General features: G+C 73.5%; 13 protein-coding genes and 1 pseudogene. 3 read left to right on the top strand and 11 right to left on the bottom strand.

The genetic code is table 11. The features are described 5' to 3' along the window. Window positions 1-62: 62 nt before the first annotated feature. The 5 genes from ACFY2B_RS07545 to ACFY2B_RS07565 all read right to left on the bottom strand — a co-directional run bounded on the left by ACFY2B_RS07545 (window position 63) and on the right by ACFY2B_RS07565 (window position 9,433). Window positions 63-1,814 (bottom strand): ATP-binding protein, encoded by a 1,752-nt coding sequence (locus ACFY2B_RS07545; RefSeq protein WP_390762206.1) that lies wholly within the window; start codon window positions 1,812-1,814, stop codon window positions 63-65. A 472-nt stretch (window positions 1,815-2,286) separates the two neighbouring features. Beyond that, window positions 2,287-3,084 carry an SAM-dependent methyltransferase gene (locus ACFY2B_RS07550; RefSeq protein ID WP_390762207.1) on the bottom strand — a complete coding sequence of 266 codons (798 nt, stop codon included), beginning with the start codon at window positions 3,082-3,084 and terminating at the stop codon, window positions 2,287-2,289. Window positions 3,085-3,486: 402 nt separating this feature from the next. Then, entirely contained in the window at window positions 3,487-4,410 is a 924-nt protein-coding gene (locus ACFY2B_RS07555; RefSeq protein ID WP_390762208.1) for a hypothetical protein, read from the bottom strand. Between the two features lie 386 nt (window positions 4,411-4,796). Then, on the bottom strand, window positions 4,797-7,268 hold the full coding sequence (locus ACFY2B_RS07560; RefSeq protein WP_390762209.1) for a SpoIIE family protein phosphatase: 2,472 nt from the start codon (window positions 7,266-7,268) through the stop codon (window positions 4,797-4,799). Between the two features lie 77 nt (window positions 7,269-7,345). Beyond that, a complete protein-coding gene (locus ACFY2B_RS07565) occupies window positions 7,346-9,433 on the bottom strand; it encodes a SpoIIE family protein phosphatase (RefSeq protein WP_390762210.1) in 2,088 nt (695 codons plus the stop codon). Between the two features lie 679 nt (window positions 9,434-10,112). Between ACFY2B_RS07565 and ACFY2B_RS07570 the strand changes: the two genes are divergently transcribed. Both ACFY2B_RS07570 and ACFY2B_RS07575 read left to right on the top strand, forming a co-directional pair. Further along, the gene (locus ACFY2B_RS07570; RefSeq protein WP_390762211.1) at window positions 10,113-10,472 is read left to right on the top strand and encodes a DUF779 domain-containing protein; all 360 of its coding nucleotides are present in this window, start codon (window positions 10,113-10,115) and stop codon (window positions 10,470-10,472) included. 89 nt (window positions 10,473-10,561) lie between these two features. Then, on the top strand, window positions 10,562-11,797 hold the full coding sequence (locus ACFY2B_RS07575) for a phosphodiester glycosidase family protein (RefSeq protein ID WP_390762212.1): 1,236 nt from the start codon (window positions 10,562-10,564) through the stop codon (window positions 11,795-11,797). A 27-nt stretch (window positions 11,798-11,824) separates the two neighbouring features. Here the strand turns inward: ACFY2B_RS07575 and ACFY2B_RS07580 are convergent, their stop codons facing one another. The 6 genes from ACFY2B_RS07580 to ACFY2B_RS07605 all read right to left on the bottom strand — a co-directional run bounded on the left by ACFY2B_RS07580 (window position 11,825) and on the right by ACFY2B_RS07605 (window position 17,420). Beyond that, a complete protein-coding gene (locus tag ACFY2B_RS07580) occupies window positions 11,825-12,019 on the bottom strand; it encodes a hypothetical protein (protein ID WP_376527125.1) in 195 nt (64 codons plus the stop codon). Between the two features lie 113 nt (window positions 12,020-12,132). Beyond that, window positions 12,133-12,996: a phosphatidylinositol-specific phospholipase C/glycerophosphodiester phosphodiesterase family protein gene (locus ACFY2B_RS07585; protein ID WP_390762213.1), complete on the bottom strand. Its 864-nt coding sequence runs from the start codon at window positions 12,994-12,996 to the stop codon at window positions 12,133-12,135. Between the two features lie 184 nt (window positions 12,997-13,180). Beyond that, on the bottom strand, window positions 13,181-14,266 hold the full coding sequence (locus tag ACFY2B_RS07590; protein ID WP_390762214.1) for an acyl-CoA dehydrogenase family protein: 1,086 nt from the start codon (window positions 14,264-14,266) through the stop codon (window positions 13,181-13,183). Beyond that, a complete protein-coding gene (locus ACFY2B_RS07595; RefSeq protein WP_390762215.1) occupies window positions 14,263-15,444 on the bottom strand; it encodes an acyl-CoA dehydrogenase family protein in 1,182 nt (393 codons plus the stop codon). The genes ACFY2B_RS07590 and ACFY2B_RS07595 overlap by 4 nt, the downstream gene beginning before the upstream one ends. Further along, window positions 15,441-16,418 (bottom strand): NADPH:quinone oxidoreductase family protein, encoded by a 978-nt coding sequence (locus ACFY2B_RS07600; RefSeq protein WP_390762216.1) that lies wholly within the window; start codon window positions 16,416-16,418, stop codon window positions 15,441-15,443. The genes ACFY2B_RS07595 and ACFY2B_RS07600 overlap by 4 nt, the downstream gene beginning before the upstream one ends. Before the next feature lie 351 nt (window positions 16,419-16,769). Next, window positions 16,770-17,420, bottom strand: a complete 651-nt coding sequence (locus ACFY2B_RS07605) for a helix-turn-helix domain-containing protein (protein ID WP_390762217.1) — start codon at window positions 17,418-17,420, stop codon at window positions 16,770-16,772. Between the two features lie 62 nt (window positions 17,421-17,482). Here ACFY2B_RS07605 and ACFY2B_RS07610 point away from each other — a divergent pair. Then, a pseudogene (locus tag ACFY2B_RS07610) lies at window positions 17,483-18,453 on the top strand (NAD(P)/FAD-dependent oxidoreductase). The last annotated feature ends 27 nt before the right edge of the window (window positions 18,454-18,480 follow it).

Below are 18,480 nucleotides of genomic sequence, written 5' to 3' on the forward strand. Positions count from 1 at the left end.
TCTCGCGAACTTGGGGCAGGGGATGCCAAGGCTCTGGGCGTCGTACGGAGGACGCCGTGGTGCTACTCCGGGGCGGGCGGCTCCGACTCCGTGCCGTCGGACGGGATCGTGTCGCCCGCGCCGGCCCGGCGTCCGCGGTGGAAGGCACCGAACTGCGCGCCCGCGTCCCGGGCCGCCCCGCGTCCGCCCGGACGCGGTTCGTCGCGGCCGGGGGTGTCGTCGCCGGTCCTGCGCTGCCGTCGTTCGTGTTCGGCCTCGGCCATGGTCCGGCCGGGGGCACGCACCGGCAGGCCGTTGGCCGTGGAGGCGGTACGGCGGGTCAGGCCCGGATCAGGCTCCGGCTCCGGCTCGGCCACGCTCGGGATGTCCGGTCGGGAGAGGGTGAACAGCTCGGTTTCCAGGGCGGGCACGGGCCCGGGGGCGGGGATCACCGTTTCCGTGCGGGGCTCGGAGGCGGCGGGGCCGGGGTCGCGCTGCTGGGCGAGCAGTTGCGGCGGCAGCAGGACGACGACACCCGTGCCGCCGCGCGACGACGGCCGGTAGTTGACGCTGATCCGGTACTTGGCGGCCAGTCGTCCGACCACGGCCAGACCGAGGCGGGTGCCCTGCAACGAGGCGAGGTCGGTCATCTGCCCCGCCACCGCCCGCTCGGCGTGCCGCATCGCGGCGTCGGCCATCTTCAGGCCGCTGTCCTCGATGGTCACGACGATTCCGGCGGTGCGCTCCTCCACGTAGACGTGGACCTCGTCGATGGGCGGGGAGAAGTTGGCGGCGTTGTCCATCAGTTCGGCGAGCAGGTGCATGACGCCCTCGGCCGCGTAACCGGAGATCGCGGCCTGGGTGGAGCAGTGCATGCGGACGCGCTGGTAGGCGGCGATCCGGCCGACCGCGCCGCGCAGGATGCTCTCCATCACGATGGGCTTGTTCCAGGCGCGGCTGGACCGGCCGCCCATCAGCAGGGCCAGCCGGTCGGTCATGAGACCCAGCTGGGAGGTGCTGTGGTCGAGACGCAGCAGATCTCCGAAGACCTCCTCGCCGTACCGCTCCTGGAGTTCCCGGAGGTCGGCGAGCATGCTGACGGCCTTGGCCTGGACGCGGCTGAGGGCCTTGGCCGAGGCGGCCTGCGCGGCGGCGGCGCGCCGCTCGCTGAGGGCCATCTCCCGCAGGAACAGCTCCACGGGAGTGCGCAGCAACGGCAGGGTCGGCCAGTCCAGTTCGGCCATGACGACCTCCGCGGAGCTGCCCTCGCGCAGCCGGGCGATGGCCGCGGGCAGCGTGTGCTGCGTCAGCCGTTCCAGCTCCGCCGCGCCGAGCCTGCGCTCCCGCTCGGCCTCGTGGTGCTCGGCGCGGGCCGCGGCGGCCTGCCGGACGGCTTCCTCCATGAGGGTGGCGAACGCCTGTACGATGCGCCGCAGTTCCGGTTCGGCGACGGATCCGGAGTTGGCCACCGCGATGTCGGCGCCGGCCCCGTCGTGCAGTTGTTTCGCCACGGCCGGCAGCGCGACGTTCGCCACGTGCAGGGCGCCCGCGTGCTGCTGGGCCAGCTGTGCGTTGAGAGTGCTGAGCCGCGCCGCCTGCTCGTCGGCCGTCCGGCGGGCGCGTCGTACCAGCCGGGAACTCACGAGGGTGGCGCAGCCCAGGCAGAGCCAGGAGGCCCCGGCCACCGCCAGCGTCCAGCCCCGGGCGGGCTCGGGTGCCGCCGCCGAGACGCCGCCGGCCGCCGCGGCGGTCGCCAGCAGCACGGCCGGAGGTACGGCCCGTGCGGTGCGGGACGCCTTCGTCCGGGGCTGGCGGGGGGAAGCAGGCACTGACATTCCGCGGTCCCTCTGGTCCTAGAGAGCAGGGCAAGATCGATCGGCACACGTCGACCGCAGGTCAGAACGGCTCCAGGTGGAGCGGAACCGTCCGGACGGCACCCGGCACATGCTAGTCATCCCGCGGACCGCGCATGCCGGACAAGCTGCACACTCCGCCCAGGAGCGAACTTCGTCGAGATTTGGCCACCTGAACCAAAGGATGTGATAGGGATTTCGGCCGCCGGACACGGCGTGATGTCCCAAACGCCCTGAGTCCGCATGCAGTTGTCCTGCGTCGCTCAGTGGATCTTCCGTCAACCCCGGCGATCTTCTCGTCCGAGAGGCCACTGCTTTCAGCCGATTATGGCCGAGAGTCGGCCCTGACGAGGAGTCCGGACCCGACGACGACGGCGGGGCCGGTCCTCGCGACGCGTGTGAGGGCGTCCGGCCGGGCGGGTTCCCGGCGGACGCCCTTTCCCGCGCGGGTCGTTCAGCCGGCCTTGCGGGCCACGCCGCTCCAGAAGCCGATCTCGTCGGATCCGGGCGGCGGCGGGGCGTCCGGGCGCCAGAACGGGGCCTGGACGAGGCCCGGTTCGATCAGGTCGAAGCCGTCGAAGAACTGCCCGACCGCGGCGTGCGAACGCAGGTTGAGGGTCGCGGTGGCCTTGCTGTAGACGGCCTGGGCGGCGCTGCGGTCGGCGAAGTCGCCCGTGGCGTGCGAGAGCACCAGGTAGCTGCCGGCCGGCAGCGCGTCACGCAGCGCGGCGACGACCTCCCCGGGCCGTTCGGCGTCGGTGAGGAAGTGGAGGATGGCGACCAGGAGCAGGGCGACGGGCTCGTCGAAGTCGATGATCCGGCGGACGTCGGGGTGGTCCACGATCGCCTGCGGGTCGCGCAGGTCCCCGAGCACGATGCTGGTCACGCCGGAGCGGCTGAGCAGCGCGCCGGCGTGCGTGTGCACGATCGGATCGTTGTCGACGTACGCGACGCGGACGTCCGGCGCGATGTCCTGGGCCGTCTCGTGGACGTTCGGCGAGGTGGGCAGGCCGGTGCCGATGTCGAGGATCTGGCGGACACCGCTGCCGACGACGTGCTGGACGGCCCGGCGCAGGAACGCGCGGTTGGCCTGCACGCCGACGCGTACCTCGGGGGCCGCGACGGCGAGTGCGTCGCCCGCGTCCCGGTCCACTTCGTAGTTGTCCTTGCCGCCCAGCAGGTAGTCGTAGATCCGCGCGGGATGCGGCCTGCTGGTGTCGATCTCCTCGGCGCGGAAGCCGTCCTGTCTCACGCTGCGCTCTCCTCTCGGGCGACCGTCACGACCCCCTTGCCCGCGGCCGGCCGACGACAGCTTTTCACACCAACACCAGGGCTCACAGGGGTATTTCCGCGGGTCACACGGTTGTACCGGTGTACCGGCCGCTCCGCCGGCGCCCGGTCATCAACAGGGCGGGGCATCGGCCGTCCGCCCGTCGCCCTGGCACGGTTTCCGGCCGGCCCACCTCGACCGTGGCCCGGCATGCTCACCGGGCCGGCCGTCGTCGGCCGGTGAGCATGCCGGGCCCGGCTCGCGTGCTGGCCCCGCGCCGCCACGGGATTAGCGCCGCCACGGGAGTTCCGTGCCGACGGGTTCGGCCTGCCCGGGCCGGCCGGCGCCCGACGGGGTGCGCGGTGCGGCCGGCCCGGGCCTCCGTCAGGAGCGGCGCGAGCGCCGTGCCGCGGCGAACGCGACACCGGCTCCGAGGACGATCACGACGGCCGCGGCCCCGGCGATCGGACCGACGGGCGCGCTCGAACCGGTCTCCGCCAGCGGCGGGGAGCTGTCGTCCGGCGACGGCTGCGGGGCGTTGGGCGGAGCCGACTGCAAGGGCGGGACGTCCGCGCTGGTGGGGGGCGTCTCGGCGGGCTTGGGGGTGGTCGGGGCCGAGCTGGTCCCGGCGGGGGGCGTGCTGTCCGCCGGGGTGGCGGGCGTCGCGGGCGCCGTCGGGGTCGTCTGCGACGGGGTCGGGGTGGGCGAGTCGGGCGTGCTGGGCGTGCAGGGCTTGTCGCCGCCGTTCCACGCCGCGACGAGGTGGTACGGGGTGGAGATGTTGTCGGGCTGGTACGGCGCGGGGCCGTGGCCCTCGCCCGTTCCGCCGTCGTAGGTGACGTCGTCGCCGTACAGGTCGATCTGGCCGTAGCAGTCGGGCGACTTCACGGTGAGCCGCTGCCAGGTCCGCTGCGCGTCGTCCGCGCCGGCCAGGTCCGCGGCGGTGAGGTAGACGGTGGCCTTGTCGACCAGCGTCTGGTGGCCCGAGGACTCCCAGTTCGGGCCCTCGGTGGTGTATTCGGCGAGGGAGACGGGGTACTTGCAGCCCTCGGCGACGGACTGGCCTGCGGCCAGGCGGACTTCGACGGTGCCGGGGACGGTGTCCCACTGGCGGAATCCGCCCTGCGAGGTCCAGTCGGCACCGACGACGTTTCCGTCGGCGCCGACTATGCGGTACTGAACCGTGGCGGACTGGCAGTCGCCGCCCGTCGTGGCGCTCGCCGTGCCCGCGCCGAGCACGGGGACGGCTGCGGCGAAGGCGGTCGCGGCGAGCGCGGCGAGGGTTCTGGAGTTGGGGGAACGCGACAAGATGAGCCTCTGTGGAAGTGGTGTGCGGGAGGTGGCGGGCGCGAGGACGGACACCGGCGGGTTCCGACGCGACCGAAGGACACCGAAGACCCCTGCAGACCCCTGCAGACCCCTGAAGAACGCCGAAGAACACGGACGGACACGGCGGAACACCGAGAACACCGAGAACGACGACGGACACCGAGGACGCCGACGGAGACCGGCGGTGGCCGATGGGCACAACGGATGCGACGGACATGACGGATACGACGCGGCAACGGCCGGACGAACCGGACCGAGCCACTCACGCCCCTGCGCTCACTCTAGCCACAGCGAAGCAACCGAATTCTCACGGCCCTTCACAACTCCCGTCAATCCTCCACGGGTTCGGCGGGCGCCCGGTGGCCTCAGTGCTCCGGCGGAATCTCCTGCTCGGCCCAGATGATCTTGCCGTCGGGCACGTACCGGGCGCCCCAGCGATGGGCCACCTGGGCCACCAGGAACAGGCCCCGGCCGCCCTCGTCCGTGCTGCGGGCGTGCCGCAGCCGCGGTGCGGTGCTGCTGCTGTCGGAGACCTCGCAGGTCAGCCGGGAGTCACGGATCAGCCGCAGGCGCAGGGGCGGTGAACCGTAGCGGATCGCGTTGGTGACCAGCTCGCTGACGATGAGTTCGGTCGTGAAGGCCAGTTCTTCGTAGCCCCAGTCCATCACCTTCCGGGTCGCACGGCTGCGCAGTTCGCCGACGGCCGCCGGGTCCAGGGGCACGTCCCAGGAGGCGACGCGGTCGGCGCCCAGTTCGTGGGTGCGTGCCAGCAGCAGCGCGATGTCGTCGAGTTGCGGCTGGGGGACGAGCTGCTGCGCGGCGGTGGCGCACAGCGTTTCGAGATCGAGGCCGGGCCGGGACAGCAACCGGCCCAGCTTGGCCATGCCCACGCCGATGTCGCGGTCGATCCCCTCGACCAGACCGTCGGTGTAGAGACCGAGCAGACTGTTCTCGGCGAGTTCGATCTCGGTGGCCTCGAAGGCCACCCCGCCCAGCCCGAGCGGCGGTCCGGCGGGCAGTTCGGGGAACATGACCTGGCCGTCGGGGGAGATCACCACCGGGGGCGGATGGCCCGCGCGGGCCAGCGTGCACACCCGGGTCACCGGATCGTAGACGGCGTACAGACAGGTAGCTCCGAGGAACGTCGTGACGGTCTGGCTGGCCGCCTCGCCGTCCGGCTCCTCCTCGCTCAGCCGCAGCACGAGGTCGTCCAGGTGGGCCAGCAGTTCATCGGGGGGCATCTCCATGTCCGCGAGGGTCTGCACGGCGGTGCGCAGCCGGCCCATGGTCGCCGCCGCCGCGATGCCGTGGCCGACGACGTCCCCGACGACCAGTCCCACCCGGGCGCCGGAGAGGGGGATCACGTCGAACCAGTCGCCGCCGACCCCGCCGGTCGCGTTGGCCGGCAGGTAGGAGGAGGCGACCTCCATGGCCGTGCCGCCGCTCAGGGCGTGCGGCAGCAGACTGCGCTGGAGCGTGACCGCCGCCGTGTGCTCCCGGCTGTAGCGGCGGGCGTTGTCCACGCACAGCGCGGCCCGTGCGACCAGCTCCCGGGCCAGCAGGACGTCGTCGGGGTGGAAGGGGACCGGGTTGAGCGAGCGCACGAACGTGGTGAGGCCGAGGACGGTGTTCCGGGCCCGCATCGGCACGGCGATCATGGAGTGCAGTCCGAACTTGCGCATCCGGGCGGCGCGGACGGGTTCCTCGGACACCCACAGCTCGTCGGAGGGGTCGAGGACGGGGGTGAAGATCGGGTCGCCGTCGACGAGCAGGTTCAGGTCGTGCGGCGGCGGGATGAAATCCACCCGATCGCCGATCTGCGCGACCGCTTCCGGGCAGCCCTCCCGCACCGAGCTCAGGCCGGCCCTGCGCATCCCGAGCCGGGCGGTGGCCGGTCCGGCGTCGGACAGCCACGCCCCGTGACCCTCCAGGCTCAGCACGGGCTCCAGCAGATCGACGACCACGAAGTCCGCGAAGCGGGGTACGGCGAACTCCGCCAGCTCCTGAGCGGTCCGCATCACGTCCAGGGTCCGGCCGACCTGGCTGCCGGCCTCGTTGACCATCGCCAGGAGCCGGCGCGCGTACCAGCGCTCGGTGATGTCCAGGACCATGTAGCAGACGCCGGTGACCTCGCCGACGGCGTCGACCAGCGGGAAGAACGACGAGGAGTACGCGTGCCGGCGGTGCGGATCGGCCCAGCTCCAGCCCTCGTACTCGTAGTCGGTGACCGGGACCCCGGTCACCATCACCTTGCGCATCAGGGCTTCCAGGGTCTCCGCCTGCAGACCCGGCAGCAGCTCGCCGAGCCGCCTGCCCAGCCGCTGGTCACGGGGCACACCGCCGAACTGTTCCAGGGTGTCGTTCAGCCAGAGGTAGCGCAGCTGGGGGTCCATCACGGCCATGCCGATCGGGGAGCGGGTCAGGAAGCCGTCGAGGACGGACTCGCGCATCGTCCACTGCGGCAGCTGTTCGCGGCCCGAGACCAGGAAGCACTCCTCCCCGCCGATCCCGAACGACGCCGACACCCGGAGATCGGCCTCGATGCGCCGGCCGTCGCGGTGCCGCAGCGCGATCAGGCCGCTCCACCCCTTGCCCTCGCGGCAGTGCTCCACGATGCCCGCCAGCCGCAGGGAATCCCCGGCCAGCGCCAGCAGGCGGGCGCCGGAGCGCCCGACGATCTCCTCGGCGGCATAGCCGAGCAGCGCCCGTGCGCCGCAGGTCCAGCTGACCACGGCGCCCCGCGCGGACACCACCGCGACCGCGTCGTTGGACATGTCGAAGAGATCGCGCTGCCCCGTGGCCGGAGGCGCGTCGGATCCGTTTCGCCCAGGTGCCATCTGTCCCATCCTCTACAAGACAACATGGTCCTGCCTGGCCGCCGGATGCGCACGGCCCGGGGCGTGACCGCGGACGGTCACCGGTCGGCCGGCCGGCCGGCGCGGAGTGTCCGGGCGATGAGCAGGGTGGCGTCGTCCCGGTCGTCCGGGGTGCGCAGCGCGGCGAGCAGCCGGTCGCAGGTCTCCTCCAGGGGCCGGTCGGGGCCGTCCAGGAGGCCGAGCAGCGTGTCCAGGCGGTCGTCTATCGCGTCGTGGCGGGTTTCGATCAGGCCGTCCGTGTAGAGGACGAGCAGGTCACCGGGGTCGAGGTCGACGGTGCTGCTGAGGAAGGTGACCCCGCCGACGCCCAGTGGGACACCGGTGGGCAGGTCGAGCAGTTCCGGGAGGCGGCCACCGCGCACCAGGACGGGCGGCAGGTGTCCCGCGTTGGCCAGATGGCATTCGCCGCGGGCGGGGTCGTAGACGGCGTAGAGGCAGGTCGCGATGTAGTGCTCAAGACCGCTCGCGGTCCGGTCCAGGTGGTGGAGCACCTGTGCGGGGTCGAAGTCGAGGACGGCGAGGGTGCGGGCGGCGGTGCGCAGCCGCCCCATGGTGGCCGCCGCGTCGATGCCGCTGCCCATCACATCGCCGACTACCAGCACGGTCCTGCCGTCGGCGAGGGCGATGGTGTCGAACCAGTCGCCGCCCACCTCGCTCGCGGCGTGGGCGGGCCGGTAGCGGGAGGCGACCTCCAGGCCGGCCAGCCGCGGCGGGTCCTCGGGCAGCAGGCTGCGTTGCAGGGTGACGGCGGTGTTGCGTACGCACTGGAACCAGCGGGCGTTGTCGATGCTGACCGCGGCGCGGGAGGCCAGGTCGCCGGCCAGCATCACGTCGTCCTCGGTGAAGGGCAGCGGGTTGCGGGTCCGCTTGAGGTCCAGGGCCCCGAGCACCTCGCCGCGGGCGATCAGGGGTACCGCCAGGTAGGAGTGGACGCCCGCCCGGGCCAGCAGCGGGACCGATGCGGGATCGCGGGCGATGCGTTTCAGGTCGGGGCCGGTCACGTGCGGCACCAGGACCGGGCGGGCGGTGTGGACGCACTCGGCGAGCAGCCGGTCGGCCGCGTAGGTGACCGGTTCCCCGGGCAGATCGGCCGTCCGGGTGGCGGCGCTCGGGCAGGCGACGACCAGGGCGAGGGAACGCATCAGCGCGGGTCCGCCGGCCGGCGCGACGGGATGGCAGGACAGGACCGAGTCGAGGACGTCGACCGCCGCGACGTCGGCGAGTTCGGGCACCACGACCTCGGCGAGTTCACGGGCGGTGTGGTTCACGTCCAGGGTGGTGCCGATGCGGGCGGAGGCGTCGGCGATCAGGGCGAGGCGTCGGCGGGCCCGCTCGGCCTCCTGGGCGGCGCGATGCCGCTCGGTGATGTCCACGACGGCGCCGGCGACGCCGAGCACCTGCCCGCCGGAGTCCTCCAGCCGGAAGTAGGAGACGGACCAGGCGTGGTCGTGGTCGGGATCGGCGGGGGTACGGCCGGTCGTGCGCCGGTCGATGAGGGGGCGGCCGGTCTCCAGCACCCGGCGCATGGCGCCTTCGATGTAGTCGGCGTCCAGGTCCGGCAGCAGGTCGCGCAGCGACCGGCCCCTGCTCGCCTCCGCGGGTATGCCGTTGATCCGCTCCAGGGCCGGGTTCACGGTCAGGTAGCGCAGGTCCTTGTCCTGGATCGACAGCCCGATCGGGGACTGCGACACCAGGCGCTCGGACAGTGCCAGGTCGGTCTCGACCCGCCGGAGGGCGCCGTAGTCGGCGGCGATGCCCAGGGCGAAGACGGCGCCCCGGTGATCGAGCAACCGCATGTTGCGGAACTCCACCAGCCGGGTGCCGCCGTCCCTGTGCCGGACGGGGAAGGCCCCCGCCCAGCTCACGCCCGTCTCCATGACCTCGGCGAACAGGGATATCACCAGGTCCAGGTCCGCCTCGTGGACGAGCAGCCGGCCCGCGTACTTGCCGAGCGCCTCTTCGGCGCTGTAGCCGAACAGATCCTCGGCCGGGGCGCTCCAGAACACGATCCGGCCATCGGAGTCCAGCACCACCGCGGCGACGCCGAGGACGTCGAGGAGGCCGTACCGCTCGCGCGACCCGGCCTGCCGCAGGATGCCGTCGGCCCGGAAGGGTTCGGCAGTCATCCCGGTTCTCCCTCCGTCCCGCAGCAGGGCGCTGCACAGAGTCCGGCCCCCGGCCCCGGGCGGTGACCGGTGTGACCTTTCCCATGGTCCCTCGGCCCGCGCCGGACCCGCATCCCTCGCCCCTCCGGCGCGGCCGCGACCGCGCACACCGACGCCGCCGCCGCTCTCCGCGCCCTTTGCCGCCTTCTCCGTCTCTCCTCGTGCGGACCTGCTTCTCCCTGTGCCGCCGACCGCGACGGCGGCACGGCGCCGATGAGGGGCCGCACTCACCCACCGTGACCGCCCCCGCACGCTCGGCCGCGGATCCGGGCCGCTCCGCGGTCCAGGCACCGAGTCCGGGTCAATCGATCCGCACGCCCCCGCGGGCCCGGTCCGGATGCGGGGTGCCCGCCCGGTTGATCACGTGCCCCCGTCGGCGTCGGCCGAGTCCGCCACACAGGGTTCGGGCCGATCGATCACACACCCCACCGACCCGGTCCGCCCCACAGGGTGCGGGCCGGTCGATCGCACACCGCCGCAGGTCACCCCGTACGCCGTCGGGTGACCGCGTCCCCTCCCCCACCCCGTGGCGACGGCACCGCACGCGAGTTCGGCACGGCCGGTCGACGAGGTGCGGTGGACGGCGACCTGACGAGTCGTGAGACTGGAAGCTTTCCCTGCCCCGACCCGGACGGTGATCATGTATCAGGAGATTCCGCGCGTCGAACTCACCCCGCAGGCCGCCGAATTGATCCGCCGGCTGCGTGCCGCGCACGGCCCGCTGATGTTCCATCAGTCCGGCGGCTGCTGCGACGGCAGCGCGCCCATGTGCTACCCGGAGGGCGAGTTCCGCACCGGAGGTTCGGACGTGCTGCTGGCCGAACTCGACGTCGAGGGCGTCGACGAGCCGGTCACGTTCTGGATGTCGCGCAGCCAGTACGAGGTGTGGAGCCACACCCGGCTGATCGTGGACGTCGTCCCCGGCCGTGGCAGCGGCTTCTCCCTGGAAGCACCCGAGGGCGTACGTTTCCTCACCCGTTCGCGTGTGGTCGACGCCTAGCCACCACGGCGGGCACCCGCGTCTGCTGCACTGCCCCTGACATCAGCACACAAGCGACGGTTGACGGGATTTCAGGGGTGGGGGCGACAGTGACGCGTCGGCATGGGCGGCTCACGGCGGGCAGAGCGGTACTCACGGTTCTCACGGCGTTCGGCGTGGTGGCCGGTGCGGCGCTGACGGGGGCGGCCCAGGCCGCCGCGGCGGCCGGCACCACGATCGCGCCGGGCGTGACCTACCGGCAGTTCGACCTGTCGGCGGCCAAGGGGACGACACACGTCCACCTGGTCTCCGTCGACCTGGGCGACCCGCACGTCCGCGTGGACCTGCTGTACCCGGGGAAGATCGCGGCCCGTTCGTCGGTCTCCGCACTCGCCGACTCGGCGGGCGCGATCGCGGGTGTGAACGGCGACTTCTTCAACATTGACGAGACCCAGCACCCGGGCGTCGAGGCGACGGGCGCGAGCGTGGGGCCGGTCATCGCGCGGGGCCGTGCGGTCAAGGCCGCGGTGCCGCGTGGTCAGCGGTTCGGCCCGGCGCTGCCGCCCGGCACGACCACCGAGGAGGTCTTCGGCGTGGGCACCGACCGGCGGGCCCGGCTGGACCGGCTCCGGCTCGCCGGCTCCGTCCGCACACCGGACGGCCGGCTGCCGCTCGGCGGCCTCAACCAGTACGCGCTGCCGGTGAACTCCGTGGGCGCGTTCACCGCGCAGTGGGGCAGCGCCTCCCGGCTGCGCGCCACCTGCGGCACCGACACCGACCGGGCCGCCGCGTGCAGCAGGGACACCTACGAGGTGAAGGTCCGCGGCGGCCGGGTCGTGTCCGTGTCGGACACCCCGGGACGCGGCGCCGTCGCCGCGGGCACCACGGTTCTGGTGGGCCGGGAGGCAGGGGCGCAGCGGCTGCGGAAGCTGTCCGTGGGCGAGCGGGTGACCGTACAGAACTGGCTGGCCGCCGCCGGCTCCAAGACCCCCTACCGCTTCGCCCTGGGCGGCTTTCCGGTGCTGCGCGCGGGCCGGCCCCTCGCCGGCCTCGACGGCAAGACGTCCGCGGTGCGCACCGCCGTCGGCATCGCGGACGGCGGACGGCGGCTGCTGCTGCTCGCCGTGGACGGTGCGCCCGCCTACCGCAGCGGCCTGACCGTCGCCGAAGTCGCGGACGAGATGCGCGCGTTGGGCTCGGTCGACGCCTTCGGCCTGGACGGCGGCGGTTCGACGACGCTGGTCACCCGCGCGCCGGGCGCACGCACGGTGGCGGTGCGCAACCACCCGAGCGGTGGCGCCGAGCGCCCGGTGCCCAACGGCATCGGGGTCTTCACGGCGCCGTGAACACGTCGGCCCGGCCCCTCGCCCCGGTCACGGCCGCAGACTGCTCACCATGTCCGCGGTCGCGGTGAGCCCGCTCTGAATGGTAGGGGCCACGCTCGTGCTGGCCAGATAGAACCCGAGCAGCACGCAGACCAGGGCGTGGGAGATCTTCAGCGCGCCGTTGCGCAGGAAGACCACGGCCCAGATCAGGAGCAGCAGCACCACAGAGATGGAAATGGCCATCGCGAACCTCCTCCGCCACGCCAGTTCGCGGCGTTCGGCCGTAAGTGTGGCGTAGCGGGGGGTTCGTCCGGGCGGCTGACGTGTCCTCCGATCGAGTGGTGTTCGCGGTTCCGCTACGCCGGCGTGTGGGCGTCCAGGAACGCCTCCAGGCCCGCGAGGTCGTCGGTGTTGAGGTAGTCGACGCCGGCGGCGAGCAGTTCGGTCCACAGCGCGTCCCGCGCCGGGCCCGCCGCGTCCGGGGTGGCCCAGAACCGGATCTGCTGCCCGCGCGCGTGCGCCGCCCCCACGATGTCCCGCAGCTTCTGCCGCTCGGCGGCCGGGAACGGCCCCTCGCCCGGCCAGCTGAAGTTGAGCGTCCAGTTGTCGCTGATCAACGGGACGAAGGAGGCCGGTGCCGTGCTGCCGAGGTCGCTGAGCCGGCCGTCGTAGAAGGCGCGGCGCTCGGTCTGCGCCTCCATCGGGGTACGGGCGGCGCGGTCGCCGGAGATGACGGCGGTGGCCGGTCCGGGGTGCACCCGGCCGTGCGCGTACGTGGTGAACAGGTGCTGGTAGCGGCGCAGGTGGCGGTCGAGTTCGAGGTAGGTGGAGGAGCCCTCGGTCTTGATGTCGATGAGGAGTTGCAGGGGCCTGCGCGCTCCCCGGTACACGGCGCCGCGGTTGGCCTCGACCCGGGCGGCGAGCGGGTCGAGGTAGAGGGATTCGAGGGTGCGGGACGGATCGAGGTCGGTCACGTCGTGGCCGATGAGGAGTTGGTCGCCGACGAGGAAGATGTCGGCCTCGACGCTGCCGAAGCGGTGGTCGAGGGCGTCGAAGAGGGGGCGCTGGTGCTCGTAGTCGTTGTGCGCGTGGGCGTGCCACAGCGGGCGCGGGGCGTGCGGGCCGCGGCTCGCCGACGCCTGCGCGGCGGGCAGGGCGACCGCGCCCGCGAGGGCGGTGCCGAGGGTGGTGAGGGCTCTGCGGCGGGTGGTGAGGGCCATGCTCTGCCTCCCTGATCGGGCCGGTGGGACCGAAGGGAGTATGCGTGCCGAAGGTGTCCGAGTGGCATGGCCGTGCGGGGAGTTGGCCGGACCGACGTCATGCGTTCACTTCGCCGGAACGGCGCGCAGGAGACAGCCCGCCCCAGGTGGGACGGGCTGTCGGTGGGGTCGCCGCGGGGCCGGGTCAGGGGGCACGCAGGTCGACCAGTTCGGCCAGCGCGGCGCGGTGCGCGCCCGCCGTGCCGAAGGCGAGGGAGTCCGCCTTGGCCCGCTTGAGATACAGGTGGACGGGGTGCTCCCAGGTCATGCCGATGCCGCCGTGGAGTTGCAGCGCCTCCTCCGCGGCGCGCACGGCGACCGGCGCCGCGTACGCCTGGGCGACGGCGACCGCCACGTCCGCGTCCGTGCCGGTGGCCAGCGCGTCGGCGGCGGCCCGTGCCGCGGCCCGGAGGCCGGCCACCTGGAGCCACAGGTGCGCGAGCCGGTGCTTGAGCGCCTGGAATCCGCCGACCGGCCGGTTGAACTGCCTGCGTTCCTTCAGATGGCGGACCGTCTCGGTCAACGCCCAGTCGGCGAGGCCGAGTTGCTCGGAGGCCAGCAGTCCGGCGCCGGTCCGCAGGGCGCGTCGTACGGCGGGTTCGGCCTCACCGAGGCGGCGGGCGTCCCGCACCCCGTCGAGGACGACGCGGGCCACCGGCCGGGTGAGGTCCAGGGACACCTGGGGTACGACGGTCGCGGCGGCGGCGTCGACCGCGTACAGGCCGCCGTCGTCCGCCGGTACGAGCAGCACGTCGGCAACGGCCGCGTCCGCGATGCCGGTCAGCTCTCCGTGCAGCGCCCCGCCTTCGAGGCGTGCCCGCTTGACGGGCGCGCCCGGCGCGGTGTGCAGGGCGACCGTGAGCGCGCAGGTCGTCGTCGCGGACGCGCATGGGGCCAGCAGGTCGTCGGCGCCGCAGGCCAGCAGTGCCTCGGTGGCCACCACGGCACTGGTCAGAAAGGGCACGGGGGCGACGGCGCGGCCCAACTCCTCCAGGACGACGGCCGCTTCCCGGTGGGTGGCGCCCTGGCCGTCCAGTTCCTCGGGCACCAGCAGGCCCGCGATGCCCATTCCGCCGGCGAGGGACTTCCACAGCGGCACGTCGTGCGGGGTGTCCGTCTCGCTCCGGGCGATGACGCCCGCCGCGTCGCAGTGGTGCGTGAGCAGGTCGCGGACGGCGGCGCGCAGTGCCTCTTCCTCCGGCGAGTGGAGCAGGTCGGGCTCGGTGCTCATCGGGCCAGGTCCTTCCAGGCGACGTCCTTGTCGGTGCGCGGCTCGACGGGCAGGCCGAGGACCCGCTCGGCGACGATGTTCAGCAGGATCTCGCTGGTGCCGCCCTCGATGCTGTTGCCCTTGGACCGCAGGTAGCGGTAGCCGGCCTCGCGACCGGTGAAGTCGACGAGTTCGGGCCGGCGCATGGTCCAGTCGTCGTACAACAGCCCTTCCTCGCCGAGGAGTTCCACTTCGAGTCCGCTGATCTCCTGGTTGAGGCGGGCGAACGCCAGCTTCATGCCGGAGCCCTCGGGGCCGGGCTGGCCCGCGGCGAGCTGCTGGCGCAGGCGTTCGGCGGTGAGGCGGGCCACCTCGGACTCGACCCAGAGTCCGAGCACACGCTGGTGCAGGTCGTGGGTGCGCAGTTCGGGGCGTTGCCGCCAGGTCCTGGCGACGTTGTCGATCATGCCGCCCTCCCGGGGCAGCCGCATGCCGCCGATGGAGACGCGTTCGTTCATGAGCGTGGTCCGCGCGACCCGCCAGCCGTCGCCGACCTCGCCGACGCGATGGGAGTCGGGGATGCGCACGCCGGTGAGGAAGACCTCGTTGAACTCGGCCTCGCCGGTGATCTGGCGCAGCGGCCGTACCTCCACGCCGGGGTCGGTCATGTCGCAGACGAAGTAGGTGATGCCTTGGTGCTTGGGCACGTCCGGGTCGGTACGGGCGATGAGGATGGCCCAGCGCGCGAGGTGGGCGCTGGACGTCCACACCTTCTGCCCGTCGATCACCCAGGTGTCCCCCTCCCGGCGGGCCCGGGTGGCGAGCGCGGCCAGGTCGGATCCGGCGCCGGGCTCGCTGAACAGCTGGCACCAGACCTCCTCGCCCGTCCACAGGGGGCGCAGATGGCGCCGCCGCTGCTCGTCGGTGCCGTGGCGCAGGAGGGTGGGGGCTGCCATGCCGAGGCCGATGCCGATCCGCCGCGGGTCGTTGTCGGGGGCGCCCGCGGCGGCCAGTTCGGCGTCCACGACGGCTTGCAGGGAGCGCGGGGCGCCTAGACCGCCCAGGCCCTCCGGGTAGTGCACCCAGGCCAGCCCCGCGTCGAAGCGGGCCCTGAGGAAGTCGAGGCGGCCGGTGCTCGCGGGCGGATGTCCGGCCAGCAGCTCGTGGGTGCGGCGGCGCAGGTGGGCGGCGTCGGTCATGCGGCGGCTCCGTTCCACGGTGTCGGTACGACGGCGATCCGGCCGGTGGTCACCCCGTCGGCGACACGCTGCACGGCCGCCGCGGCCTGAGCCTGCGGCACCCGCGCACTCACCAGCGGTCTGATCGCGCCCCGCGCGGCCAGACCGGTGAGCTGTTCGTGGCAGTGCCGGACCAGCTCGGGGTTCTTGGTGTTGTACAGGCCCCAGTGCAGTCCGAGGATGGCGTAGTTCTTCACCAGGGCGTGGTTGAGCGCGGGGCTCGGGACGGTGCCGCTCGCGAAACCGACCACGAGGATACGGCCCTCGAAGGCGACGGCCTTGGCGGACTGGGCGTAGGCGTCCCCGCCCACCGGGTCGTAGACCACGTCGGCGCCCCGGCCGCCGGTGGCCTGCTTCACCGCGGCGACGACGTCCTCGGTATGCCGGTCGACGACGACGTCGCAGCCCAGTTCCCGGGCGACGGCGGCCTTGCCGGCGCCGCCCACCACGCCGATGACCGTGGCCCCGGCCGCCTTGCCGAGCTGCACGGCGGCGCTGCCGACCCCGCCCGCGGCGGCGTGCACGAGCAGGGTCTCGCCGGTCTGGAGGCGGGCCCGGCGGTGCAGGCCGAACCAGCCGGTCTGGTAGCCGATGTGCAGCACGGCGGCCTCGGCGTCGTCCAGCGTGTCGGGCGCGGGCAGCAGCGCGGCGGCGTCGGCGACGGCGTACTCGGCGAAGCCGCCGTACGGCAGCGCCGGGGTGGCGATCACCCGGCGGCCGTCCGGAGTCTCGCCGCAGATCTCCACGCCCGGGGTGAACGGCAGCGGCGGACGGATCTGGTACTGGCCGCGGCACAGCAGGGCGTCCGGGAAGTTGACGCCTGCGGCGCGCACCCGCAGCAGGACCTGGCCCGCGCCGGGCGTGGGCCGCTCCGTCTCCGTCAGCCGCATCACCTCCGTCGGCTCACCGATCTCGTGCACCTGCCATGCCTGCATGCGGGCCTCCACGGGGCTGCGTCACCGGAACCGGGATCGATCGCATACTAAGCGGTCGCTTGACCATCTGGAAACAGTCACCGCGCACCGGACCCGGGACAGCCGCGCACGCCGTACCGAGACAGTCACCCCGCCTGCCAGGGACGGCACCGCACGCCGCACGGAACCAGCAGCCGCCGTCAGCCGTACGGAAAGCGCGGCCCGGCAGCCGCACGGGAAGCACGCCCCGCCGGCCGCACGGGAAGCAGCGTTCGTCAGCCGCACGGGAGCCGGCGTTCGTCAGCCGTGCGCACAGTGCGCCCCGTCAGCCGTGCGGAAGCGCCCCGGCGGCCGTACGGAGAGCACGCCCCGTCAGCCGCCCTCGCCGTTCCGGGCCGGCCGCGTCCGCACATGCATCCGCTCGCCCTGTGGCCCGAAGAGGCTGAGGAACTCCACCGGCCCCTCCCCCGTCGACCCGAACCAGTGCGGGACCCGGGTGTCGAACTCGGCCGCCTCCCCCGGCCCGAGCACCACGTCGTGCCCGCCGAGCACCAGCCGCAGCCGCCCGGACAGCACGTACAGCCACTCGAAGCCCTCGTGGGTCTGCGGGTCGGGTTCCTGGCGGCGCCGTGGTTCGAGCACCTTGAACGCCTGCGGTCCGCCCGGCTGGCGGGTGAGCGGCCAGTGGGTGCGCCCGCCCCGCACGATCGGCTTCGTGGCCCGCACCCGCGGGTCGTCGACGGGCGGGGCGCCGACCAGTTCGTCCAGCGGCACCCGGTGCGCCCGCGCGATCGGCAGCAGCAGCTCCAGGGAGGGTTTGCGCAGACCGGCCTCCAGCCGGGACAGCGTGCTCACCGAGATGCCGGTGGCCGCCGCGAGCCCGGCCAGCGTGGCGCCCCGCTCCTTGCGGATCCGCCGCAGCCGCGGGCCGACCTCGGCGAGCACCTCGCCGGTGTCGCCGCGCACGTCCGCGGCACCGCGCGCGCCCCCGTTCACGTCACCCCTTTGCCTCGCGTCGCCCATGCGCCCATTGCAGTTTCAGCAAATGCATTTGTCAACACGGCAGGATCCGGGCGACCGTCGCCGTGGAGGTGGTCACCGTGACCGAGAAGACCGAGAAGACCGAGGAGTACGAGGCGATCGTCGTGGGGGGCGGGGCGGCCGGGCTGTCCGCCGCACTGGTGCTGGGGCGTTCCCGGCGCCGCACGCTGGTCGTCGACGCGGGCGAGCCGCGCAACGCGCCCGCCGCACACATGCAGGGCTATCTGACCCGCGACGGCATGTCCCCCGCCGAGTTCCTCGCCACCGGCCGGGCGGAGATCGAGCGCTACGGCGTGGAACTGGTCCGGGACCGTGCGGTGGACGTCACCCGCGGCGCCGGGTTCGCCGTCACGCTGGCCGGCGGGCGGACGGTGCGCGCCCCGCACCTGGTCGTCGCGACCGGACTGCGCGACGAACTGCCGCCGCTCGACGGCCTCGCCGAGCGCTTCGGCCGGGACGTGCTGCACTGCCCGTACTGCCACGGCTGGGAGGTCCGCGACCGGGCGTTCGGCGTGCTCGCCGCCTCCCCGGCGAGTGTCCACCAGGCGCTGATGGTGACCCAGTGGTCCAAGGACGTGACCCTCTTCCTGCACCGGGTCACCGAGGACGAGCTGTCGGACGACGATCTGCGCAAGCTGGCGGCGGCCGGGGTGCGGGTGGTCCCCGGCGAGGTGGCGGGCCTCACGGTCGCGGACGACCGGCTGACCGGGGTGCGGCTCGCCGCCTCCGCGGGCGGCACCGTCCACGACCGCGAGGTGCTGTTCGTGGCGCCGCGCGCGGTGCCGCGGACCGATCTGCTGGTGCGGCTCGGCGCCGCGATGCGCGAGACGCCCTTCGGCACCTTCCCGGTCACCGACGAGCGGGGCCTGACGAGCGTGCCGGGCCTGTGGGCGGCGGGCAACGCGAGCGGCTTCGCCGAGCAGGTGGTGAACGCGGCCAGCCGCGGCTACCGGGCAGGCGCGGCGATCAACGGGACCTGCTCTTCGCGGCTCTCGACGCGGCCGTCGGGGTGTAGTGCCGGCGCCCCCGGTGCACCATGGGC

The organism is Streptomyces sp. NPDC001270 (assembly GCF_042896695.1).
In the GTDB taxonomy this organism is placed as follows: Bacteria; Actinomycetota; Actinomycetes; order Streptomycetales; family Streptomycetaceae; genus Streptomyces.